General features: G+C 63.0%; 18 protein-coding genes and 1 pseudogene. 14 read left to right on the forward strand and 5 right to left on the reverse strand.

Features of this window, described 5'->3' with window-relative positions:
* Positions 1-270: 270 nt before the first annotated feature.
* A complete protein-coding gene (locus D4Q52_RS01865; protein WP_119854808.1) occupies positions 271-600 on the reverse strand; it encodes a hypothetical protein in 330 nt (109 codons plus the stop codon).
* Positions 601-1,107: 507 nt separating this feature from the next.
* Here D4Q52_RS01865 and D4Q52_RS01870 point away from each other — a divergent pair.
* The 3 genes from D4Q52_RS01870 (at position 1,108) to D4Q52_RS01880 (ending at position 2,625) form a co-directional block, all read left to right on the forward strand.
* Complete coding sequence (locus tag D4Q52_RS01870) at positions 1,108-1,305, forward strand: type II toxin-antitoxin system HicA family toxin (RefSeq protein WP_119854809.1); 198 nt, start codon at positions 1,108-1,110, stop codon at positions 1,303-1,305.
* Positions 1,302-1,598, forward strand: a complete 297-nt coding sequence (locus D4Q52_RS01875; RefSeq protein ID WP_119854810.1) for a type II toxin-antitoxin system HicB family antitoxin — start codon at positions 1,302-1,304, stop codon at positions 1,596-1,598. The genes D4Q52_RS01870 and D4Q52_RS01875 overlap by 4 nt, the downstream gene beginning before the upstream one ends.
* A 118-nt stretch (positions 1,599-1,716) precedes the next feature.
* Complete coding sequence (locus D4Q52_RS01880) at positions 1,717-2,625, forward strand: HNH endonuclease (RefSeq protein WP_182915199.1); 909 nt, start codon at positions 1,717-1,719, stop codon at positions 2,623-2,625.
* 116 nt (positions 2,626-2,741) lie between these two features.
* On the opposite strand, the pseudogene D4Q52_RS01885 reads toward D4Q52_RS01880, so the two are convergent.
* Positions 2,742-3,092 (reverse strand): annotated as a pseudogene (locus tag D4Q52_RS01885) (T6SS phospholipase effector Tle1-like catalytic domain-containing protein); the annotation flags it as partial.
* A gap of 324 nt (positions 3,093-3,416) precedes the next feature.
* Here D4Q52_RS01885 and D4Q52_RS01890 point away from each other — a divergent pair.
* Positions 3,417-4,316 (forward strand): bacteriophage abortive infection AbiH family protein, encoded by a 900-nt coding sequence (locus D4Q52_RS01890; protein ID WP_119854812.1) that lies wholly within the window; start codon positions 3,417-3,419, stop codon positions 4,314-4,316.
* A 139-nt stretch (positions 4,317-4,455) separates the two neighbouring features.
* Here the strand turns inward: D4Q52_RS01890 and D4Q52_RS01895 are convergent, their stop codons facing one another.
* Together D4Q52_RS01895 and D4Q52_RS01900 are read right to left on the reverse strand one after the other, a co-directional pair.
* Complete coding sequence (locus D4Q52_RS01895; protein WP_119854813.1) at positions 4,456-5,562, reverse strand: FRG domain-containing protein; 1,107 nt, start codon at positions 5,560-5,562, stop codon at positions 4,456-4,458.
* 80 nt (positions 5,563-5,642) lie between these two features.
* Complete coding sequence (locus tag D4Q52_RS01900; RefSeq protein WP_119854814.1) at positions 5,643-9,416, reverse strand: vitamin B12-dependent ribonucleotide reductase; 3,774 nt, start codon at positions 9,414-9,416, stop codon at positions 5,643-5,645.
* A 663-nt stretch (positions 9,417-10,079) separates the two neighbouring features.
* Between D4Q52_RS01900 and D4Q52_RS01905 the strand changes: the two genes are divergently transcribed.
* The 9 genes from D4Q52_RS01905 to D4Q52_RS01945 all read left to right on the forward strand — a co-directional run bounded on the left by D4Q52_RS01905 (position 10,080) and on the right by D4Q52_RS01945 (position 21,378).
* Positions 10,080-10,979 carry a DMT family transporter gene (locus tag D4Q52_RS01905; protein WP_119854815.1) on the forward strand — a complete coding sequence of 300 codons (900 nt, stop codon included), beginning with the start codon at positions 10,080-10,082 and terminating at the stop codon, positions 10,977-10,979.
* A 140-nt stretch (positions 10,980-11,119) separates the two neighbouring features.
* Positions 11,120-12,883 (forward strand): hypothetical protein, encoded by a 1,764-nt coding sequence (locus tag D4Q52_RS01910; RefSeq protein ID WP_119854816.1) that lies wholly within the window; start codon positions 11,120-11,122, stop codon positions 12,881-12,883.
* A gap of 447 nt (positions 12,884-13,330) precedes the next feature.
* Positions 13,331-14,701 (forward strand): ABC transporter substrate-binding protein, encoded by a 1,371-nt coding sequence (locus tag D4Q52_RS01915; RefSeq protein ID WP_119854817.1) that lies wholly within the window; start codon positions 13,331-13,333, stop codon positions 14,699-14,701.
* A 229-nt stretch (positions 14,702-14,930) separates the two neighbouring features.
* On the forward strand, positions 14,931-15,791 hold the full coding sequence (locus tag D4Q52_RS01920; RefSeq protein ID WP_425328443.1) for a carbohydrate ABC transporter permease: 861 nt from the start codon (positions 14,931-14,933) through the stop codon (positions 15,789-15,791).
* Positions 15,791-16,702 carry a carbohydrate ABC transporter permease gene (locus D4Q52_RS01925; protein WP_119854819.1) on the forward strand — a complete coding sequence of 304 codons (912 nt, stop codon included), beginning with the start codon at positions 15,791-15,793 and terminating at the stop codon, positions 16,700-16,702. The genes D4Q52_RS01920 and D4Q52_RS01925 overlap by 1 nt, the downstream gene beginning before the upstream one ends.
* A 4-nt stretch (positions 16,703-16,706) precedes the next feature.
* The gene (locus D4Q52_RS01930; RefSeq protein ID WP_119854820.1) at positions 16,707-17,807 is read left to right on the forward strand and encodes an ABC transporter ATP-binding protein; all 1,101 of its coding nucleotides are present in this window, start codon (positions 16,707-16,709) and stop codon (positions 17,805-17,807) included.
* A 62-nt stretch (positions 17,808-17,869) separates the two neighbouring features.
* Positions 17,870-18,859, forward strand: coding sequence for a hydroxyacid dehydrogenase (locus D4Q52_RS01935; protein WP_119854869.1), 990 nt, complete (start codon positions 17,870-17,872; stop codon positions 18,857-18,859).
* A gap of 146 nt (positions 18,860-19,005) precedes the next feature.
* Positions 19,006-20,430, forward strand: a complete 1,425-nt coding sequence (locus D4Q52_RS01940) for an amidase (protein WP_119854821.1) — start codon at positions 19,006-19,008, stop codon at positions 20,428-20,430.
* Positions 20,431-20,631: 201 nt separating this feature from the next.
* Positions 20,632-21,378, forward strand: coding sequence for a hypothetical protein (locus D4Q52_RS01945; protein ID WP_119854822.1), 747 nt, complete (start codon positions 20,632-20,634; stop codon positions 21,376-21,378).
* A 25-nt stretch (positions 21,379-21,403) separates the two neighbouring features.
* On the opposite strand, the gene D4Q52_RS01950 is transcribed toward D4Q52_RS01945, so the two are convergent.
* Positions 21,404-22,165 (reverse strand): CerR family C-terminal domain-containing protein, encoded by a 762-nt coding sequence (locus tag D4Q52_RS01950; protein ID WP_119854823.1) that lies wholly within the window; start codon positions 22,163-22,165, stop codon positions 21,404-21,406.
* Between the two features lie 72 nt (positions 22,166-22,237).
* On the opposite strand from D4Q52_RS01950, the gene D4Q52_RS26620 reads away from it, so the two are divergent.
* A partial coding sequence (locus tag D4Q52_RS26620; RefSeq protein ID WP_210210120.1) for a hypothetical protein occupies positions 22,238-22,500 on the forward strand: 263 nt, incomplete at its 3' end.

The raw sequence follows: 22,500 nt of genomic DNA on the forward strand, positions 1-22,500 counted from the left end.
CGCAGCGCAATCCTGGTGCGGCGTCTCGATCAGCTCAAGAACCCGGATTTCGCTTCGCTGCATCCGGGCTACGCTTGCTGCGCCATGCAGCCTCCGCCAAACCCTCACCGGCTGGCTTCCCAGTCGGCGATCTGTCCCGCTCAACGACGCCTCGCGAAGCGCCCCTCACGGACAGGACGGAACGGACTATAGTCCTTGTAGGAATAATGTCAAGGGAGCGGAGCCGCGCCTACGCCCAGTCAATCGGCGGCGCCGTTCGGCCTGCCCGCATCACGGACATTGCCGATATCCGAACTGCTGGATCAAGGCGCGTCCGGAGATCGGGTGGAATTGCCATGACGTCATGTAGCCGTTGGCTAGCACGAAGTTGCGGAGCTTGGCGTTGTAGTAGCTGGCCATCCGCCGATTGCGCGCCGGATCGACGGGATCGTTCGGGTGCAGAATCGCGGCATGAAACTCGACCGACGCCGCGGGGTCGATGCAGACGCTCCGGATCGCGAGCAATTCCGTGCAGGAGGATCGACAGGTGCCTTCGATGCGGAAGCGTTCGCCCGAGCGATTATACTGCGCGATGATGCGGTCCATCTCCGGGAATTTCATCCCGCCGCGTCCATACGGCAGCGACGATCCCTCCGCCTGTGCCGGGTGGACACCGATGATGGCAAGGGCGCAGGCGATTGCGCTGGTCGTGAACCCAAATCGCGTGCTGTGAGGCAGTGATCGATCACGGTATGGCATGAAGTCTCCTTCGGACGCAAAGCCGCCATCGACTATCGAATTATTTAAGTGCAACTCCAGAAGTCACGGCCGAATGCGGCGGCCAAATTGCCTTCAATATGACGACTGATCGATCAAGAAGTCTGATAGCAGACTCTGAGAGGAGCAAGACCATCGTGTGCGTTGCGACGTTTCGACGCGCAATCCGAGCAATCGAGATCAGAGCGGCGGCTCAGCGGGGCGAAGAGCCCCGGGTGTCGCTGCGCTCACCCGGGCTACGCTTGCTTGCTCGGGCTACGCCTGCCACCGCCGCTACATCCATCGTCGCGTTGCACGAGATGAGGAAGGCCGTAGGCTTTAGACTTTCAATGGCTGACGCCTTGCCCTGCCATGCCGGAAGACTCGCGAGATCTGATCAAGGAGCTGGAGGCCGATGGCCGGCGCTTCGTCGGCGCGACCGGCAGTCACCACCACTTCAAGCATCCGGTGAAGGCTGGTAAGGTGACGATCCCGCATCCGAAGAAGGACTTGCATCCGAAGGTCGTGCGGTCGGTCTATCGGCAGGCAGGTCTGAAGGAGGTCCGATGAGCGCATCATCCGGCTATCTGGCGCTGGTCTACAAGGACAGCGACACCTCCTACGGCGTCGCCTTTCCCGACGTGCCCGGCTGCATCTCGGCCGGCGACAGCTTCGAGCAAGCGATCGACAACGCCGCCGAAGCGCTCGGCGGCCACCTCGCGCTGCTCCACGCCGACGGCGACCCGATCCCGCAGCCGCGCACCATCGAGCAACTCCGCGCCGACCCGGAATTTGCTGCAGACGCTGCCGATGCGGTGGTGGCGTTCGTCCGGCCTCAGCCGGAGAGGGCGGCGGCGGAGTGAGGATCAGGTGCCCGGATGCAGCGCAGCGCAATCCGGGAGCGGCGTCTCGAGCAGCTTAGGAACCCGGATTTCGCTTCGCTGCATCCGGGCTACGCTTGCTACGGTGATGGGAAACGGGATGAGTGAAGCGAAGATCGCGAAGGAATTGGCAGATCGTCTGGTTCTTTTGGGGCTGAAGAGAGGCGACTGCCGGATCGAGGATGACACACTCGGCGAACGGTGTTGTTCGGTGGCGCGGTGGAAGATCGGTCCTAGCGCGATCGTCGACATCTACTGCTACTTCGGAAAGTACTTCGGTGCGTCCCACGTCTGGGTAGGCTTCGGATCGCCAAGGGCCGATCGAATCTCGACCGTGATGGCCAGCATCGACAGCGAGGCTTACTCAGCGATCGTATTCGACGATTGGGATGACGGTCTGCACATCGTCGATTCGCGTAAAATGGCCGAGCTCAAACAAAGAAAATTTACGGCGTTCGAGAACTACGTCGACCGGCCGAATCATTGGGCTTGGTTCGGACAATACTTCCGTAATGGCGACGACATCGCCAGCAAAGCCCTGCCACTGTTGCGGCTGGTGATACAGCAGCTTCGGGCGACGCAACCGTTGGCGACGAATGTGCATGTTGGTGCGACCGAGGCCAAGCGCCTGATGAAAGCACGGCTCGCGCAGGATAAGTTCAGGCAGGCTGTGATGAACCGCTGGGGCTGCGTATGCGCTCTCACGGGTTGCGAAATCGCTCCGGCTCTGGAGGCTGCTCACATTCGGTCGTGGTCGTCGAACGATGATCCCTTGCGAACTTCTCCGGAGAACGGCCTGTTGCTTTCACGGACCCTGCATGCACTTTTCGATCTCGGCCTCATATCCTTTTCGGCCGACGGCCGGTTGAAGATCAGCAGGTATGTGGATGGGAAAGAGCGGAAACGTCTGGGCATCAAGGAAGGGCAGAAACTGCTCGGAAAGGGTCTGTCGCCGCAGCAGAAGAAGAATATGACATTCCACCGCAAGCAGTCGTTGGTCGACGCATAAAAGACTAGTTCAGCGATAATCAGTAGCCCGGACGCAGCGCAGCGCAATCCGGCTGCGGCCTCTCGATTAGCTCAAGCACCCGGATTTCGCTTCGCTGAAGCCGGGCTACGCTTGCTGCGGACCGTGTAGGCACCACGGCTGAATCCGAACAGGAATATACGGTCGCCAGGTTCGTAGTGGTTGACTATGAATTCGTAGCAGTTGGTTATGTTACTCTTGATGCCAGCGCCGGTAACCGAACCCAAGAGCTTCTGGACGCTTCGGACGGGGGAGGTGAAGGCGGTGGAGCCAACGTCCGTACCGAGCCCGGCGTCGTAGAAGACCACCTGCTGGGAAGGGTCAATTTCGGTATCCGCATGATCTCGGGAGATCCGGTACATCTTGTAGATATTGCTGATCCGCTGCTCCAAACGGGCGCCGCAGTCCTGTCCGGTTCCGTCCGAAAAGACCACGATGTTCTTCGACATGCGCGCCCTCCGCAATGCGACTTTATCGAATGCGATCAAGCGCTGGTTTTCCCTAAGTTTTTATCTATCGGGCATATGTGGTGTATGAAGTGTCTTTCAACCCTGCGGGTGGTCCTGGTGGAGGGCTCGTTGGAATGTCGAGGATCACAGCGCTTAGGGCGCAACAGCGAAGCGTATTGCGCCGCGTTGCTTGGATCCTCGGATTACGCTGCGCCAATCCGCCCTACGAGCTACGGGCTTGCTTAGCGGCGCCAATCGTACTTGTGGGCTTACCTAGCGAAGATAAGTAATTCTATCCGCAAACGTAAACACTCAGTGGCGGCGATGGGGAAGACACTTTACATCATTGGGAATGGATTCGATCTGCACCACGGAATCCCGTCATCCTACAAGGCGTTTGGAGAGTATCTTCGGCGGTCGGACGACAAGACGTATAAGATAGTCGAGAGATACTTCTCGGTGGACGCACAATTCTGGGCCGATTTTGAGGACCAGTTGGCTTCCTTTGACGGCGATGCTCTGATTGAGGACGCGTCAGCCTTTTTGGTCGGATATGGGGTCGATGACTGGAGTGACGCATACCACCATGATTACCAGTACGAGATCCAACAAGCGGTTGAGTCGATCTCGACGATACTGCGGTTGCGATTCGCCGAGTGGATACGTCACCTTCCGATTCCATCCGCTGCTGAATTCAGCGGACGGCGCGTTCCAGTGGATGCGTCAGCGATTTTCTTGAATTTCAACTACACGCCGTCGCTACAGCGTGTTTACGGGGTGTCCGACTGCAACGTTTTGCATATTCATGGAGCAGCTGGGAATCCAACGGAAACGTTGGTGCTGGGACACGGGTGGGAGCCGGATCCGAATCCGGATCCCTACCGTTTCGACCGAGATCCGGAGAATGCGGATATTCGTGTCATCGAAGGTCAAGGGATTATTGATGATTATTTCAAGGATACGTTCAAGCCAACTGGCAGAATTATCGAAAAGAACGCTGTCTTCTTTGCGGGCTTGTCTAACATCGATCGAGTTGTTGTCATGGGGCATTCAATATCTGAGGTTGATCGCCCGTATTTCGAGGAGGTTATCAAGAATATTGACGTTAATCGGGTGCGCTGGAAAGTTAGCTACTACGATGATCTCGACGGGCTTCGTCAGTGCATGGAGTTGCTAGGTGTGCCGGCTTTTCTCACCGAGTTTGCCTTGCTCAATGAATTTTGATCTGTGTTAGGTGGTGGACGATGGCAGAAAAAACTGCGCCTTGCGCTCGATTGCGAATTATTCTCGCCGCTTCACCGCGGTTCGCGGATTACGTTGCGCTAATCCGTCCTATGGTCAGGCTTGCGTCAGGAGTGTGCGCTTAGCGATTGAAGTATCTTTCCTTCAATTGCTCGCAAGCGCCATCCAGACCGGGAAACATTGAGCCGGCCGTAATACCCATCAGAGCGAGCTCTTGCATCACTTGCGGGCGGTCAAGCGAGGGAAGGTCGACTACGCGGAGATAATTCGTTGAGTTGCGTTGCTCCCAATGCCGGATATATGTCTCGATGTCATCGATGTTTGTGACTGTCGACATGGCTTGTTGAGGAACCATTCTTGTGTTGTTGATTGCTATCGGATTAACAAAAGAGAAGTGCGGCGGGGCGGGACTAATCAGTTGAACTCGGGTGAGATCTCTATTCCAAGCGGTGTCCAGGATGAAGATTCGAACTTTCGAGTTCTCTGTTCTGCGGCCTGCTAGCAAGTTTCTATAAGCAAAGAATGCGCCGATAAACGGGGAGAATGACCAATCAAGCAGTGGTGTTGGGTAGCCGTGATGCTGTATGAGGCTGTAGAAGGCGGCATTTTGCAGAGGGTCATTCAGGTTGAAGATATGGTCGGTTAGGCTGCTCAGATTAGCGTGCAGAGTCGAAATATCTTCATTCATGAATCGCATGAGGTGATATCGGCCTGAACGATGGAAGTGAGTCCGTAAGCGCCAAGAATTGCTTTCCTGCCCTCGAAAGATAAATCGATTGGGCTCGAGTTTCACAGCAAACTCTCGAAATTGATCCCAGTTTGTTATCTCGGGCTCAGGTAAGTAAGTCGATGGGAGACTGGCTTGACTGGCTGGGATCTCTGCATGACCTGACGTTCCGATGTTGGACTTCCAAGTCAAACGGAGTTTATCAGAGGAAAAGTGCCACTCTGTCTCGAGGTCGGACCCAAGTGTTATCTCGGGATAGTATTCAGTCAGCCAAGTCAGGGGCTTGACTAGCCCGTCTGGCCCGATCGGCAGAGGACGAAGGGTTGCTCGAAACGAGTCGGACTTGTCAGGAGTTCTGACTGCCGCAAAGAGGGGAGGGTATTTCGGGTCTTTAGGATACGCAAAGGCGGCTCCTTCGTAGTGACTCCCCATATCGTCGAGCTCAACGACTGCGGTACCGTCGTCGCTCCCCTGGTAATTCCCGAGCCATTGTCCCTTCATTCTATGGAATCCTCGCCGATCGAGAAAGGCCGTTCCTCCCGGAGACGGCCTTCCTGTACGTTCTCGTAAAATGCTCCCCCTTACGAGCACCCCGTCGTGCTGCCGCACGTATCACACTTCATACAAGTCCCATTCCGCACCAGCGTGAAATTCCCGCACTCGCTGCAGCTGTCGCCCTCGTAGCCCCGAGCCTTCGCCTCGGCGCGGCGTTCGGCTTTGGTGGCGGTGGGTTGGGCCTGGGCGGTGTTGGCCTTGCTCCATTGCAGGGCTTCGAGCTTCTCGGTCGGTGACAGGTCGTGCTCGGCTTCCTGCTTCAGCGCGGTGGCGCCTTCGAGGACGTCGCCGATGCGGGAGGCGAGGGCCATTGTGGGGCTTCCCCCACCCCGACCCTCCCCCGCAAGAGCGGGAGAGGGAGAAGAAGTGCCGGCCGGGGCGCTGCGCATCACCACCAGATTGTCGGTGCGCGAGCGGGTCAGGCCCTTGGACAGGTACTTGGTCGCCGAGGCGGGGACGACGGTGCCTTCCGGGGCCTTGCCTTCGTCGACGCCCTTGCCGATGGCGTCGAAGGCGGTCTCGGTCGGGTCGACATGGGCGAGGTCGTAGCGGCCCATGTAGCTCACCGCCAGCTCGCGGAACACGTAGTCGAGGATCGAGGTGGCGTATTTGATCGAGTCGTTGCCCTGCACCGGGCCGGCGGGTTCGAACCGGGTGAAGGTGAAGGCGTCGACATATTCCTCGAGCGGCACGCCGTATTGCAGGCCGAGCGAGACGGCGATCGCGAAATTGTTGATGAACGACCGGAGGGCGGCACCCTCCTTGTGCATGTCGATAAAGATTTCGCCGATGCGGCCGTCGTCATATTCGCCGGTTCGCAAGTATACTTTGTGGCCGCCGACCACCGCCTTCTGGGTGTAGCCCTTGCGGCGATCCGGCATCTTCTCGCGCTCGCGCATCACCACGATGCGCTCGACCAGGCGCTCCACCACTTTCTCGGAGACGTGGGCGGCGCGGGCCGCCATCGGCTTGTCGAGGAAGGCGTCGAGCGCGTCGTCGTCCTCGTCGTCGTCGGCGATCAGCTGGGCGTTGAGCGGCTGCGACAGTTTTGAGCCGTCGCGATACAGCGCGTTGGCCTTCAGCGCCAGCTTCCACGACAGCATGTAGGCGGACTTGCAGTCCTCCACCGTGGCGTCGTTCGGCATGTTGATGGTCTTGGAGATCGCGCCGGAGATGAACGGCTGCGCCGCGGCCATCATGCGGATGTGGCTCTCGACCGATAGATAGCGCTTGCCGATCTTGCCGCAGGGATTGGCGCAATCGAACACCGCGTAGTGCTCGGGCTTCAGATGCGGCGCGCCTTCGACCGTCATGGCGCCGCAGATGTGGATGTTGGCGGCCTCGATCTCGCGCTTGGTGAAGCCCAGCGCGGCGAGGAGGTCGAAGCTCGGCTCGGCGATCTTGTCGGCCTCGATCTTCAGCGTGTCTTTCAGGAAGTCTTCGCCAAACGTCCATTTGTTGAAGGCGAATTTGATGTCGAAGGCGGTCGGCAGCGCCTTTTCGACCTTGGCCAGCGCCTCGTCGGTGAAGCCCTTGGCCTTCAGCGTCGCCACGTTGATGGCCGGGGCGTTGCTGAGCGAGCCGTGGCCGACGGCGTAGGCCTCGATCTCGGCGATCTGGCTTTCCGGATAGCCGAGCACGCGCAGCGCGGCCGGGACGGCGCGGTTGATGATCTTCCAATAGCCGCCGCCGGCGAGCTTCTTGAACTTCACCAGCGCGAAATCAGGCTCGATGCCGGTGGTGTCGCAATCCATGACGAGGCCGATGGTGCCGGTCGGGGCGACCACCGTGGTCTGGGCGTTGCGATAGCCGTGCAGTTCGCCGAGCTCGAGCGCCTGGTCCCAGGCGCGCTTGGCGTGGGCGATCGCCTCGGGGATCGGGCAGCCGGCGTGGTCGAGCGGCACCGGGTTGACCGACAGCGCCTCGTAGCCGCGGCTCTCGCCGTGCGCGGCGCGGCGATGGTTGCGGATCACGCGCAGCATATGCGCGGCGTTCTTCTTGTAGCCGGGGAACGGGCCGAGCTTCTTGGCCATCTCGGCCGAGGTCGCATACGACACGCCGGTCATGATCGCGGTCAGCGCGCCGCACAGCGCGCGGCCTTCCTTGGAGTCGTAGGAAAGGCCCATGGTCATCAACAGGCCGCCGATATTGGCGAAGCCGAGGCCCAGCGTGCGGAATTCGTAGGACAGCTCGGCGATCTGCTTGGACGGGAACTGCGCCATCAGCACCGAGATTTCGAGCACGACGGTCCACAGCCGGCACAGATGCTCATAGGCGTCGAGATCGAACTTGGCCGTGGTGGTGTCGTAGAACGTCAGCAGGTTGGCGGAGGCGAGGTTGCAGGCGGTGTCGTCGAGGAACATGTATTCCGAGCACGGATTGGACGCGCGGATGTCGCCGGACGCCTTGCAGGTGTGCCAGTCGTTCATCGTGGTGTTGAAGTGCAGGCCCGGATCGGCGCTGGCCCAGGCGGCGTAGCCGATCTTCTCCCACAGCTCGCGCGCCTTCAGCGTCTTCATCACCTTCTTGCCGGTGCGGCTGGTGAGGTGCCAATCCCCATCCGTTTCCACTGCGCGCAAAAAGTCGTCCTTCAGCGACACCGAGTTGTTGGAGTTCTGGCCGGAGACGGTGAGGTAGGCCTCAGAGTCCCAATCGGTGTCGTAGACCGGGAAGTCGATCTCCTTGTAGCCCTGCTTGGCGAACTGGATGACGCGCTTGATCATCGCGTCGGCCACCAGCGCGCGGCGCGCCAGCTTGACCTCGCGGCGCAGCGCGGGGTTCTTCTCCGGATCGAAGCAGTCGTCGCCCGAGCCCTGGCAGTTGACGCAGGCCTTGAGGATCGCCTTGAGGTGCTTCTGGTTGAGCTTGGAGCCGGTGACGAGGGCGGCGACCTTCTGCTCCTCCTTCACCTTCCAGTCGATGTAGTTCTCGATATCCGGATGGTCGGCATCGACCACCACCATCTTGGCGGCCCGGCGGGTGGTGCCGCCCGACTTGATGGCGCCAGCGGCGCGGTCGCCGATCTTCAGGAAGCTCATCAGGCCGCTCGACTTGCCGCCGCCCGACAGCCGCTCGCCTTCGCCGCGCAGCCGCGAGAAGTTGGAGCCGGTGCCGGAGCCGTATTTGAACAGGCGGGCTTCACGCACCCACAGGTCCATGATGCCGCCCTCGTTGACGAGGTCGTCCTCGATGCCCTGGATGAAGCAGGCGTGCGGCTGCGGGTGCTCGTAGGCCGACTTCGACTTGGTCAGCTTGCCGGTCTTGTAGTCGACGTAATAGTGGCCCTGGCCGGGGCCGTCGACGCCGTAGGCCCAGTGCAGGCCGGTGTTGAACCATTGCGGCGAGTTCGGCGCGACCATCTGGGCCGCCAGCATGTAGCGCAGCTCGTCATAGAACGCGCGGGCGTCGTCCTCGGAGGCGAAGTAATCGCCCTTCCAGCCCCAATAGGTCCAGCAGCCGGCGAGGCGGTCGAACACCTGCTTGGAGGAATGCTCGGAGGTGAAGCGGTCGGCCTCGGGCAGCGCGGCGAGCGCGTCTGTGTCGGGCACCGAGCGCCACAGCCACGACGGTACGGTCTCTTCCTCGACCTTCTTGAGCTTTGCGGCGACGCCGGCCTTGCGGAAATACTTCTGGGCCAGCACGTCGGAGGCGACCTGCGACCACGAGTCGGGCACTTCCACATTCTCGAGGCGGAACACCACCGAGCCGTCCGGATTGCGGATCTCGCTCGTCGTCAGCCGAAACTGGATCGCCGCATAGGGTGACTGGCCGTCCGTGGTGTAGCGCCGCTCGATCTTCATCTGATGCCCCGTTCGATGCCGGACCCCGCGGGGCCCGAAGTTGGTGGTCGCGGACTGGATCCGTAGACCTCGTCCGCCGTGCGAGCCGTGGTCCGGCTCACTGAAGTTTCTGAAGGGCCTCGGCCGCGATCATAGCCGATCACGGCCTCGTCCCAATAACGCCCCACGCGGTCCTGCGAGCCATTTTGCGGCTCACGTTTTGGCGCCCATACAGTCGGGTTCGGGCACGGATAAGCACACACCCCGGTGCCGCTAGGCAGATCGGAGGTGGCCGGTTCGGTACCCTTCTGGGATTGTCCGGCGGACCCAAAACCACCCGCTCGCGACAGGCCCAAAAGTAGTGCGACTCCGTCCGACCCGTCAAGCAATAGTGCGGGTTCCTGAATCAAATACTAAATATGGTGGAATGGGGTGGATAACAGGGGGGCCGGCCGCGTCCTGATGCCGCCAAGTATCGGTGAGTCCTGAGGGATTCCGAAGCGGAAAAATCGTGCGCCGCGGTGCACAGCGGCGCTGCACCCGCTGTTCACAGGGCAGGTATTTTTTCGCCCGAAGGGGTTGCCAAGACCGACTCACGGCGGGGCAGGGCTGGGTCGCGATTTTCGGGTGGTGGCGGGAGGCCGATACCGGCATGGTGGGGTGTCGATCCTGCCGGGTGTTCCCATGTCCACCACGCCTCCCGCCGCCGCGCGCCCGCGCGTCGCGACCACCGGTCTCGTCCTGCTCGCCGTCACCTCGCTGGCCTGGGGCCTGAGCTGGCCGGTGTCCAAATACGTCATCTCGGAATGGCCGCCGCTGCCAGCGCGCGGCGCGCCCGGGCTGCTCGGCTCGCTGCTGCTGTTCTTCTATGCGTGGGCGAGGGGCGACGCGCTGCGGGTGCCGGCCGCGGTGTGGCCGCGGCTCCTGGTGTCGACGTTCTTCAACGTCACGCTGTGGATGGTGGTGATGGGGCTGGCGCTGTTATGGATGCCGGCCGGCGAGACCGCCGTGATCGGCTATTCGATGCCGGTGTGGACGGCGCTGCTCGCCTGGCCGCTGCTCGGCGAGCGGCCGACCGTCAAGCGCACGCTGGCGCTGGTGCTCGGCTTCGGCGGCATCGTGGCGCTGATGGGGGCGGACGGCTTTGCGGCGAGCACCGCGAAGCTGCCCGGCGTGGCGCTGGCGCTGACCGGCGCGGTCGGCTTCGCGCTCGGCACCATCTTCCTCAAGCGCTACCCGATCGCGCTGCCGGGCGCGACCTCGGCGGCGTGGCAGATCGGGCTCGGCTGCATTCCGGTCACCGCGGTCGGGCTGGCGTTCAGCGTGCCGGACATCGCCGCGACCACCGTCACTGGCTGGGCCGGCCTGGCTTATTTGACGCTGATCCAGTTCTGCCTAGCCTATCTGTGCTGGTTCGCGGCGCTCCAGCGGCTGCCGGCCTCGGTCGCCGCGATCGGCACCATGGCGACCCCGGTGATCGGCGTCGTCGCCGCCGCGATCGTGCTGCACGAGCCGCTCGGCGCCAGCCAGATCGCGGCACTGGTGATGGTGCTGAGCGGCGTGGCGCTGGCGACGCGAAGCTAGATCGCAAGACTGAAGCTGGGCGCAGCCGCGGGCCGTGTAGTCCGGCGGGGCAACTCCGAGCCCATCATCGCCGAAAGTGTCGTTGTTGCGATCCGCGCTGTCGGATAATCAACCGTGATTGCGACGATCCGGCATTTCAAATGACGAATTACCTTCTGCTGATGCTCCAGCTTTGCCTGGTCATCGTGATTGTCTTCTTGCCAGCGATTTGCATCAATCTCTGGAGCCGGCGCGGCGTGATCGTCGACCCGTTCTCGCCCGTCATCGGGATCGTGGTGCTCGCGCTGTGGGGCGTTCTGGCCTGGAAGGCACACGGCTCATTCGCAGCGCTGGTTCGCGTCTGTATCCTGACCTTCTACGTCGTCCTGGCCGGACTGACACTGGCGGCATTGGCGCGCAAAGACGTTCGGCAAAACATGAAAGCCGGCTCGAAACTAGCGCTGGTTGCGACGACGCTGGTGTTCATTCAGGCCGTCGCGATCGGCGTCAATCCGCTTCCGGTCTCTCAGGAATATGTCGGCGACCCGTCTCAGCCCGGCCGGATGGTCGCGTCTCCACCCGACAACGGCATTCCGTTCACCACGGCGGAGTATTTCCGCCACGGCTACGATGGCAAAGAGTTCAGCCGGCAATACTTCGTCGACTGGGGTGTCGCCGCGCGTGGCCCTCTGGTGCCGTTCGGCCTGGTGACGCTGCTGGAGATGTCTCGCGCCAAGCTCGACGCCGCCGCAACCACCAGCAATTGGCCGCTCGCAGCCAGAGGGCAACATCTCGCCTCGGTGTACGGCTGGCTGCTGAATGCCCTGGTGATGCTCGGCGTCTTTCAGCTGGCGAGCGTGCTGACGCGGGATCGACAGCGGATCGTCCTTGCGGTCGTCTGGGCCGCTTTGGCGCCGGTGGTGCTGACCAACACGGTGTTCACCTGGCCGAAACTACTGGCCACCTATTTTTTGTTGCTCGCCATCTCGTCGATGATTGTGCGCCGGATGGCGCTCGCCGGCGGTCTGACGGCGTTGGCCTGGCTGAGCCATCCGGTCGGCGCATTGATGATCCCGGCCGTCGGACTATACGCCTTGGTGACGGCGCCCACGTCCGGCAAGAAACGCTGGATTGGAGCTCTTGCTTACTGCCTTCCGGCTGCGATCGTCGGCGCCCTGGTGATGGCGCCATGGCTCGCCTTCAAGCTCTGGGTCGGAAATCATGATCCCTTCGCGTCCTACTTGCTCGGTAGGGGATCCGGCTTCGACCCCGCTCACAGCTTTGCGGAGTGGCTAGCACCGAGACTGACTAATCTCACCTACACCCTCGTGCCGTTCAAATATTTCTTCGACGGTCAGTTGCGGGAATGGCTGTACGGCCCGGTCAACGACTTTTCGCGCTGGCTGGTTCAGTACACCAAGACGCTGCCAGGCCAGGTCGGCTTCGTCGCCTGCGTGCTCGCTTACGTCAGTGTCGCAGCGCATCAGCGCGGCAAGTGGGCGGTAGCTTACTCGTTTTGTCTGTTGATCGGCGCATTGCTGGTGATGGTGATTTTTTGGGGCTTCTCGGGCGACGGCCTCGGCAGAGCTTCGCTTGAGCCTGTCTCGGTGTTGTTGATCGTGTTTGCGTCTGTCTATGGGACTTACGCCGTGCAGTTTGCGCCTTACGTGCTAACGGCGCTTGTTGCCGAGAATGTCTTCATTTCGCTCGGCCAATTTCTGGCAGATAACAGCTTTAAGATAGGCGCAGTGCCCACGGCGGCGTGGGTCTGCTTCGGCATTGCGATGCTCGTCCCATTGCTCCTATTAGCTTGCTACATCCGGGTCGATGAAATTCCAGCCGCAGCCAAAGCGGCCCCTCCGGATCCCGTCGTCGGAAACGGCGATCCGCGCCGTGCGCCCGCTCTGGAAAAGGCGATCGCATGACGCCTCCGGCCATGCCGAGGTAGTGATGTCGCTTGCGGGCCGGCCGGGGTGCGACCGGCTCGTTCAGCAGTGAAGCCTCGCCAACTAGAGCTGTTTTGCCCAGTTCGCCGCGTTGCAGCAGTAAAGATAGGGCTGCGGCAATTCAGCCCCGCCGCTCCGGCTCGGCCGGCATCCTGTGCGCTGCAGTGCGGCGCTGACGACGCGCATCGATTATTGGATCAACATCAGGGTCAATTGTGCGCTGCGCGCGCTGCTGTGCAACCAACCGAACTAATCACGTTCGCAACTGATCGATCTCGTCCTCGACAGCCGCAACTAATTCTGATCAGATCATTCTTATCGAAGCGCAAAGCGCCCGTGGCATCGGAGCGGCCGGAGAGCCGCGCCACCAATAATAACAACACTGCAAAGACCCATCATCGCATTGGCCATCCAGGGAGGAACGCCATGTCGTTCGATGCCAAGCGTCCCGCAGGGACGCGTCGCCGCACGCTGACCCGCCGCCAGTTCGTCGCCGCCACCGCCGCCACCTCGGCCGTCCTGATCACCGCGCCTTATGTGCGCGGTGCCTACGCCGCCGGCAAGCTGTCGATGGGGTTCTGGGATCATTGGGTGCCCGGCGCCAACAAGGCGTCCGAAGAGCTCGTCCGGCAATGGGCCGAAAAAGAGAAGGTCGAGGTCTCGATCGACTACATTCCGAGCCAGGGCAACAAGAACCTCCTGACCATCGCGGCCGAGGCCCAGGCCAAATCCGGCCACGACATTCTGGCGATGCCGACCTGGTGGCCGCACGCCAACGCCGATCTGCTGGAGCCGGTCAACGACATCATGGAGCCGCTGATCAAGCAGAACGGGGAGGTCAACGGCACCGTGAAGTATCTCGGCCAGGCCGGCGGCAAATGGCTGGGCGTGCCGTCCTGCGTCGGCAGCCAGATCAAGGGGCCGTGCTCGCGCATCGACCTGTTGAAGAAGTTCGCCGACATCGACGTGCAGGCGCTGTATCCGCCGGGCGAGGCGGCCAAGGCGGACGGTTGGACCACCGACGCGTTTCTGAAAGCCGCCGAAGCCTGTCACAAGGGCGGCAACCCGTTCGGCATCGGGCTCGGCGAGACCACCGACAGCGTAGACACCGCGGGCGCGTTCTTCCAGGCGTTCGGCGCCCAGCTGGTCGACGCCAAGGGCGACATCAAGGTCAAGAGCGACGAGGTCAAGCAGGCGCTGGAGTTCTACAAGAAGCTGATCTCGTTCCTGCCGCCCGACGTTGGCGCCTGGGACGACGCCTCCAACAACAAATGGCTGGTGTCGGGCCGTGGCGCGATGATCATGAATCCGCCGAGCGCGTGGGCGGTCGCCAAGCGCGACGCGCCGCAGATCGCCGAGCAGCTGTGGACCCACGGTTTTCCGAAGGGACCGAAGGGCCGCTACGCGCCGTTTCTGCCGTATTTCTGGAACATCTGGGCGTTCTCCAAGAACAAGGAGGCCGCCAAGAGCCTGCTGGTGGTGCTGTCGCAGCCGGACGCGGTGGAGAAGATGGTCAATGCCTCGGGCGGCTACGATCTGCCGGCGTTCGAGAAGCTGACGACGTTCAAGGTCTGGGCCGATGCGGCGCCGCCGAAGGGCACGCTGTATCACTATCCCAACCCGAACAACCACCAGACGCTGTCGATCGCCGCGTCACCGGCGCCGCCGAAGATCGCCCAGCAGATCTACGCGCAGGCGACGCTGACCAAGATGTGCATGAAGTATGCGCAAGGCGCGTCGATGAACGACACGCTCGCCTGGGCGGAGGGCGAGTGCGAAGGGTTCATGCGGAGCTGAGCGGACGGGAGACTCTCCCCGTCATTGCGAGCGCAGCGAAGCAATCCAGCCCGGTGCACTGAGCTGGATTGCTTCGTCGCTTCGCTCCTCGCAATGACGGGGCGGGGCCGGTTGTCGTTCGCAGGAGACAGCGCAAGACCAGGAGCCATCAATGGTCGACATTCCCCTTCAACCGGCCAGAACCGCCGTCGCGCCGGCGCGGAGGAGGCGTGGCGGGCTTGCGGTGATGATGAGGCGCAAGTCGACCATCGCGTTTCTGATGACGCTGCCGCTGATCGTGCTGATCGGGTTGCTGGTGGTGTATCCGGCGTTCTACGCCATTCATCTGTCGACGCTGAACAAGTCGATGCAGCGCTTCGTCGGGCTCGGCAATTTCCAGTTCCTGTTCAAGCGCGACACGTTCTGGCTGGTGGTGCAGCAGAGCTGCATCTTCGCCATCACCGCGGTGGTGTTCAAGGCGCTGCTCGGCTTCATCGTCGCGCATTTCGTCCACAACGTGCCGGCCAAGGGCCAGCGCAAATGGCGCGGCATGCTGCTGGTGCCGTGGGTGATCCCGCCGGCGATGTCGACGCTGGCCTGGCTGTGGCTGTTCGATCCATCCTACAGCGCGTTCAATTACACGCTCGGGCTCTTCGGGCTCGGGCCGATCCCGTGGACCGGCGACGCCAACTGGGCGCGGTTCTCGGTGATCCTGGTCAACATCTGGTACGGTGCGCCGTTCTTCATGATCATGTATCTGGCGGCGCTGAAATCGGTGCCTGACCAGCTCTATGAGGCAGCCGCGATCGACGGCGCCAATTGGTGGCAGAAGCTGTGGTACGTGACGCTGCCGATGATGCGTAACATCATCGCCATCACCACGCTGTTCTCGCTGATCGTCACCTTCGCCAATTTCGATATCGTCCGCATCCTCACCGCCGGCGGGCCGCTCGACCACACCCACATTTTCGCCACCTGGGCGTTCCGGATCGGCATCGAGGGCAGCGACATCCCGCTCGGCGCCTCGGTGTCGCTGTTCATGCTGCCGATCCTCGGCGTGGCGGCGATCTTCATCCTCCGGGATGTCCACAAGCGCGGGAACGAAGCCTGATGACCACGCTCGCGATCGACAAGGCCGCGCCGCGGCGCAATCCCGGCTACGGCAGCATGAGCCGGGACCGCGCCTGGGCGCTGAAATGGTCGTATTTCTTCCTGACGATCTTCGCCGTCTTCTCGCTGGTGCCGCCGCTCTACATGCTGATCACCTCGCTCAAGAGCAGCCAGGAGATCTCGGCGGCGACCAATCCGTGGTGGGTGTTCCATCCGACGCTGGATAATTACATCGGCCTGCTGACGTCGAACCAGTTCCTGGGCTTCTTCTTCAACTCGGCGATGGTGTCGATCTTCGTCGTCATCATCACCATGCTGATCAGCGTGCCGGCGGCGTTCGCGCTGGCGCGGATGCGGTTCTGGGGCTCGGCGACGCTCGCCACCGGCGTGTTCCTGACCTATCTGGTGCCCGACACGCTGCTGTTCATCCCGCTGTTCAAGATGTTCGCGTCGTTCGGCGACTGGACCGGCATTCCGCTGATCAACCGCTGGTACGTCCTCCTGATCATCTATCCGACCCTGACGGTGCCGTTCTGCACCTGGATCATGATCGGCTATTTCGCCTCGATTCCGAAGGAGCTCGACGAGGCGGCGCTGATCGACGGCGCGTCGTGGTTCCAGACGCTGACGCGGATCTTCATCCCGGTGGCGCTGCCCGGCATCATCGCGGCGACGATCTTCGCCTTCACGGTGTCGTGGGCGCAGTTCCTGTATCCGCTGGTGTTCACCACCTCGACCGACCAACTGGTGCTGCCGGTCGGCATCATCACCACGCTGATCAAGGGCGACGTGTTCAACTGGGGGCAGATCATGACCGGCGCGCTGCTCGGCGCCGCGCCGCCGCTGATCATTTACGCGTTCCTGATGGACTATTACGTCGCGGGGCTCACCGCCGGCGCAACGAAAGGGTGACACGATGGCCGAAGTCAATCTGCGCAAGGTGGTGAAGCGTTACGACGATGTCGAGGCGGTGCGCGGCATCGATCTCGACATCCCCGACAAGGAGTTCGTGGTCTTCGTCGGCCCGTCGGGTTGCGGCAAGTCGACGACGCTGCGGATGATCGCAGGGCTGGAGGACATCTCCGACGGCGACATCGTGATCGGCGGCGACGTCGTCAACGACGTGCCGCCGAAGGACCGCGACATCGCCATGGTGTTCCAGAACTACGCGCTTTATCCGCACATGACCGTAGCCGAGAATATGTCGTTCGGCCTGCGGCTGAAGAAATATCCCAAGGCCGAGATCAAGCAGCGCGTCGATGAGGCGGCGCGGATGCTGGACATCACCGACCTGATCAACCGCAAGCCGAAGCAGCTCTCCGGCGGCCAGCGCCAGCGCGTCGCGATGGGGCGGGCGATCGTGCGCAATCCAAAAGTGTTTCTGTTCGACGAGCCGCTGTCCAATCTCGACGCGCAGCTGCGCGTGCAGATGCGGTTCGAGATCAAGCGCGTGCACCAGAAGGTGCGGACCACCACGGTCTACGTCACGCACGACCAAGTCGAGGCGATGACGCTGGCCGACCGCGTCGTGGTGATGAACAAGGGCCGTATCGAGCAGGTCGGCACACCGACGGAGCTGTATCACCGCCCGGCGACGCGGTTCGTTGCCGGCTTCATCGGCTCGCCGGCGATGAACTTCGTTCCGTGCACGCTCGAGGACAAGGGCGGCCAGCTGCAGATCCGGCTGTCGGATACGCTGGCGATGCCGGTGCCGGCGCAGCGCGCCGCGCATTACCGTGGCTTCGCCCAGGACAAGAAGCTGCAGCTCGGCATCCGCCCCGAGCACATCACCGATGCGCGCGGCGAGCTCGCGCCGGGCGTCGCGACATTCGACGCGCTGCTCGACGTCACCGAGCCGATGGGCATGGAGACGCTGATCTACTTCAACCTCAACGGCAGCGAAATGTGCGGGCGCGCCAGTCCCAATGCCGGTGCGCGGGACGGGGGGATGTTGCGTTTGGCGGTGGATCTCAACAATATGCACCTGATCGATGAAGGCAGCGGCCTGGTGATCTGAGCCGCGCCTCATTGCGTGAGGCCGCCACCGGCGGCCGCGCGGCGGAATTTGCCGGGGCTGGAATGTCGTCCAACAAGAAGAAACTGCTCGTGACGGAATCGCTGTCGCAACGGGGAAGGGCGCTGTTCGCCGAGCGCGGCGACATTGACATGATCGAATTCCCCAACATGATTTCGGCGGAGGATTTCGACGCGCTGTTGCGTGCGCATGCGCCGGTGCACGGCGTGGTGCTCGGACCGACCCGGTTCGGCGAGCGCGAGCTCGATGCCGCGCAGGAGATGCAGGTCGTGGCGCGGATCGGCGTCGGCTACGACGCCATCGACGTGCCGGCGCTGTCGAAACGCAAGGTGCCGCTGATGACCGCCGGCACCGCGAATTCGCCGTCGGTCGCCGAGCAGGCGCTGTTCATGATGCTGACGCTGGCCAAGCGCGGCGCCGAGTTGCACGCGCTGGTCAAGACCGGCGCCTGGGCCACGCGGCTCGGGCTGTTGCCGTTCGATCTGTTCGGCAAGACCGTGCTGATCGTCGGCTTCGGCCGCATCGGCACCCGCACCGCCAAGCGCTGCCTGGCGATGGAAATGACCGTGCTGGTCTACGATCCCTACGTGCCGGCGGCGGCGATCGAGGCCGCCGGCTGCGAAGCCGTCGGCGATCTCGACGCGGCGCTGCCGCGCGCCGATTTCGTCAGCCTGCATTGTCCGAAGACGCCGGAGACCACAGGATTGTTCGACGCCGCACGGCTTTCGAGGATGAAGCCGACCGCGTATCTGATCAACACCGCGCGCGGCGGCATCGTGGTCGAGCAGGCGCTGTACGAGGCGCTGCTGGCAGGCAAGGTTGCGGGCGCCGGGCTCGACGTCTTCGAGGTCGAACCGCCGCCGCTCGGCCACAAGCTGTTCGACCTGCCCAACGTCATCATCGCCCCGCACGTCGCGGGCGTCACCCGCGAAGCGCTCGACCGCATGGGCGAACAGACCGCCCGCAACATGCTGAGCGCGCTGGACGGCGATCCGATCGCGGCGAATGTCGTCAATCGGGACGTGCTGAGATGATTGTTGATTGATTGCGCTAGCCCCGTCATTGCGAGGAGCGAAGCGACGAAGCAATCCAGCGACCCCGCAAAGATCTGGATTGCTTCGCTTCGCTCGCAATGACGGGGTGAGGTGGTCATGACAGCGAAGACACGAGGGAGGCCACGATGGCGTTCAAAGAGTACGGCAATTACGACGGCGTGGGCCTCGCCGGGCTGGTGCGTAGCAAGCACGTCAGCGCCATCGAACTGCTCGATGAGGCGATCGCGCGGACGGATGCACTCGATCCGAAGCTGAACGCCGTCGTGGTGCGGCACGACGACTACGCACGCAAGCAAATCGAAGCCGGGCTGCCGGAAGGGCCGTTTACGGGCGTGCCGTTTCTTCTAAAGGATCTCGATCTGCTCGCCGGCACGCGCACGACGTTCGGCGCCAGCGTCTACAAGGATTTCGTCGCCCCGCACACCGGCACGCTGGCGTCGCGGTTTCTGGCCGCCGGGCTGACGATCTACGGCAAGAGCGCAAGCCCGGAATTCGGCCTGATGCCGACCACGGAGTCGCGGCTGCATGGACCGACGCGCAATCCGTGGAATCTCGAGCATTCGTCCGGCGGCTCGTCGGGCGGGGCTGCCGCGGCGGTCGCGGCGCGTATTCTGCCGGTGGCGCATGCCAGCGACGGCGGCGGCTCGATCCGGATTCCGGCGTCGGCCTGCGGCGTGTTCGGACTGAAGCCGACGCGGGCGCGCAATCCGATCGGGCCGGATCGCGGCGAGGGCTGGGGCGGCTTCGCTTGCGGCCATGTGGTGAGTATCAGCGTGCGCGACAGTGCGGTGATGCTGGACGCGCTGCACGGTCCGGAGCCGACCAGCCCCTACGTGGCGCCGCCGCCGGAGCGGCCGTTCGCACAGGAGGTCGGTCGCGATCCCGGCCGGCTGCGGATCGCTTTCACGGAAATGTCGACCTATGGCGACGCGATCGATCCGGAGATCGCCGCCGCAGTGCGCGACACCGCGAAACTGCTGGAGAACCTTGGTCACGATGTCGAGCCGCGCGCGCCAAAACTGCCGGCGGATCCGGCGGAGGTGATAGCCGCGATCGTGGCCTGCAATACCGGGCTGAGCGTGCGGCTCGCCGAGCAGGCGCTGGGCCGCAAAATGACCGATCGGGATTTCGAAGTGCTGACGCTCGCCAGCGCCGCCAATGCGAGCCGCGCCAGCGGCATCGATTACTGCGCGGCGCAGCTGCAGGCCTATCAGATCTCGCGCGCCCTCGCGGAGTTCTTCGCGGACGTCGACGTGTTTCTGTCGCCGACGCTGTGCCTGCCGCCGCTGAAGATCGGCGAACTCGACACCATGGCGCGCGATCTGTCCGGCATCAGCCCGCTGCTGCGCCGCTACATCCCGGGCACCAGCCTGTTCAACATGTCGGGCCAGCCGGCGATGTCGGTGCCGCTGGCCTGGACGGCGGGCGGCCTGCCGATCGGCATGATGTTCGCCGCGCGGTTCGGCGACGAGGCGACGCTGCTGCGGCTGGCGTCGCAGCTCGAGCAGGAGCGGCCGTGGCGGCAGCGGCGGCCCCCGCTAAGCGCATAGCGTCCAAAGACCTGCGCGCAATCCGCGTGAAGGGCTCGCGGCTCGCGCAAGATGATCATGCGATGCATTCACATCTCGTGCGTTTGTTCCTCTGCGATCCCGATTCTGACCAAATTCTTAGCAACAAACGACCAAGGTCGGCGTTGACGTGGTGGCTTGGCCGTTTTCTCGTAGTCGCCGGGCGGAGGGGGGAATAACGACGTGACTGGTAACGATCCGACCGATCAGGCGCTTGCGATGATCGCCAGCATCTTCGAGACGCCGGCGAAGCCCGACGCCAAGCGCTCGGGCGACGGTGCTCCGGCTGCCACGGACGAGATGCCGCGCGAGAGCGACGATGTCGAGAGCGAGCAGATCGGTGCGGCCGACGTCGACGAGGTTGCCGTGACGGACCGCGACCGGGACTACGCGTCCAGTGACGACGCGGAGTCGAACCACGAGGCTGACGAGACGGGGGCTGACGAGGGGGAGTTGGACGAGGTGGCGCGGGCGGAAGCCGAGCCGGACGAACTTGCGGAACAGGCCGTCGCGCATGATGGCGAGACGCTGCCGCCGCTCGAGGCTGGCAGTATCGCCACGATGCAGATCGCCACCACCGAGATCGTCGAAATCACCTTCACTACGACGCCCGAGCCGGCCGCACCGACCGCGTTGCGCGACGACGGCAGCGAAGACCTCGATGCGTTGACGCGCTATGGCCCGGGGCCGCTCGAGGCATTGCGGTTCAAATGGAGCGTGCGCCGGAAGGACGACGATTACTACGTGGACGAGACCATCGGCACCAGTTCGCAGCCGATCACGGCGGGGCCATTCTCGCGCGCCGAAGCGGTCGCCTTCATCGACGACCGCGACCGCCGCACCCGCCGCCGCTTCGAGCGCCTGCGCAACGAGATCGTCTCCGGCCCGTCGGAGCGCGGCGTCGAGGACGATGACGACGAGACGCTGTAGATCATAACGCCAGCTTGCGCCGGGATCAGGCCGGGTTGTAGGCTCCGACGTCGAGGTCGCGGCCGAAGGTCACGGTCTGCACGTCGGGAGCGGCGCGGGGCTGTCGCGGGGCGTCCGCTCGGATTCCCAGGAGCTCGGCGAGCGCCAGTCGCCTCACCGCGATTTCGACGGTCCGCTGGCGCTCGGCGTCCAGCGAGTCCCAGCCGAGCGAGGTCAGCATCACCCTGCGCAGCGTGCGGAAATTGGAGATCGTGCCGAGGACGATCGCGACACGAAGCTTGAGATCTTCGTCTTCCGGCGACCGGCCGGTCGCGGTGGCGATGGCCGCCACCAAGGCGGCCTGAAACCGCGCGACCGAGCGATCATAGATGAGGCGAAAGGCGTCGTCGGCGTCGCGCTCACAGCGACCGAAGAACATGGTCCAGGCTTCGGGCTGCTCGTCGCCGGCGATGAACTTGAAGAAGCGCATCACCACCGCGTCAATGTTGGCGATCGGACCGGTGCCGGCCTGGCGCAGCTCGGCGATCAGCGGCTCGATCCGGCCGTGCATGTGGTCGGCGATCGCTTCCGCAGCGGCGAGGTAGAGCTCGCGCTTGCCGCCGAAATGATACGGGATGGCGGCCTGATTGACGCCGGCGCGCTCCGCCAGCTGCCGGGTGGTGGCACCGTCGAAGCCGACCGAGCCGAACACCCCGATCGCCGCCTCGATCATGCGGGCGCGGGTGGCCTCGCTCTGGTTGCCTTGCGCGGGCGCGGGGTCAGTTTGCGTCTTGCGATTGAGTTTCATGATCGGCACCTCTCGGCCCCGATTAATGTATTCGAATGAATAAAGGGTTTATTTCAAATTCAAGCGGTTCGGATGAGCGAGGCGCTGCGCTCCCCGAAGGCTGAGTCCTCATCCGATAGGCTGACGGAAATTCGCCTTGAGAGTCCGGCACTTCCTTCTCAACGCGTCATGCCCGGCCTTGTGCCGGGCATCCACGCCTTGCTGAAGGAAAATGCAGAGAAGGCGTGGATGGCCGGGACAAGCCCACTGCTGTCCGGCTTAGTTTTAGTGGACAAAGCGCATGGCGTTGATTCTTCTGTATTCCGAGCGTCTGGCAACGTTTCGGGACACGGGAG

The organism is Rhodopseudomonas palustris (assembly GCF_003591005.1).
GTDB classification, from domain to species: domain Bacteria; phylum Pseudomonadota; class Alphaproteobacteria; order Rhizobiales; family Xanthobacteraceae; genus Rhodopseudomonas; species Rhodopseudomonas palustris_K.

Coding starts and splice junctions, on each gene's coding strand:
- D4Q52_RS01865 (WP_119854808.1), bottom strand. CDS start 600: ATGAAATTCCCGGAGATGGACCGCATCATCGCGCAGTATAATCGCTCG.
- D4Q52_RS01870 (WP_119854809.1), top strand. CDS start 1,108: ATGCCGGAAGACTCGCGAGATCTGATCAAGGAGCTGGAGGCCGATGGC.
- D4Q52_RS01875 (WP_119854810.1), top strand. CDS start 1,302: ATGAGCGCATCATCCGGCTATCTGGCGCTGGTCTACAAGGACAGCGAC.
- D4Q52_RS01880 (WP_182915199.1), top strand. CDS start 1,717: ATGAGTGAAGCGAAGATCGCGAAGGAATTGGCAGATCGTCTGGTTCTT.
- D4Q52_RS01890 (WP_119854812.1), top strand. CDS start 3,417: ATGGGGAAGACACTTTACATCATTGGGAATGGATTCGATCTGCACCAC.
- D4Q52_RS01895 (WP_119854813.1), bottom strand. CDS start 5,562: ATGAAGGGACAATGGCTCGGGAATTACCAGGGGAGCGACGACGGTACC.
- D4Q52_RS01900 (WP_119854814.1), bottom strand. CDS start 9,416: ATGAAGATCGAGCGGCGCTACACCACGGACGGCCAGTCACCCTATGCG.
- D4Q52_RS01905 (WP_119854815.1), top strand. CDS start 10,080: ATGTCCACCACGCCTCCCGCCGCCGCGCGCCCGCGCGTCGCGACCACC.
- D4Q52_RS01910 (WP_119854816.1), top strand. CDS start 11,120: ATGACGAATTACCTTCTGCTGATGCTCCAGCTTTGCCTGGTCATCGTG.
- D4Q52_RS01915 (WP_119854817.1), top strand. CDS start 13,331: ATGTCGTTCGATGCCAAGCGTCCCGCAGGGACGCGTCGCCGCACGCTG.
- D4Q52_RS01920 (WP_425328443.1), top strand. CDS start 14,931: ATGAGGCGCAAGTCGACCATCGCGTTTCTGATGACGCTGCCGCTGATC.
- D4Q52_RS01925 (WP_119854819.1), top strand. CDS start 15,791: ATGACCACGCTCGCGATCGACAAGGCCGCGCCGCGGCGCAATCCCGGC.
- D4Q52_RS01930 (WP_119854820.1), top strand. CDS start 16,707: ATGGCCGAAGTCAATCTGCGCAAGGTGGTGAAGCGTTACGACGATGTC.
- D4Q52_RS01935 (WP_119854869.1), top strand. CDS start 17,870: ATGTCGTCCAACAAGAAGAAACTGCTCGTGACGGAATCGCTGTCGCAA.
- D4Q52_RS01940 (WP_119854821.1), top strand. CDS start 19,006: ATGGCGTTCAAAGAGTACGGCAATTACGACGGCGTGGGCCTCGCCGGG.
- D4Q52_RS01950 (WP_119854823.1), bottom strand. CDS start 22,165: ATGAAACTCAATCGCAAGACGCAAACTGACCCCGCGCCCGCGCAAGGC.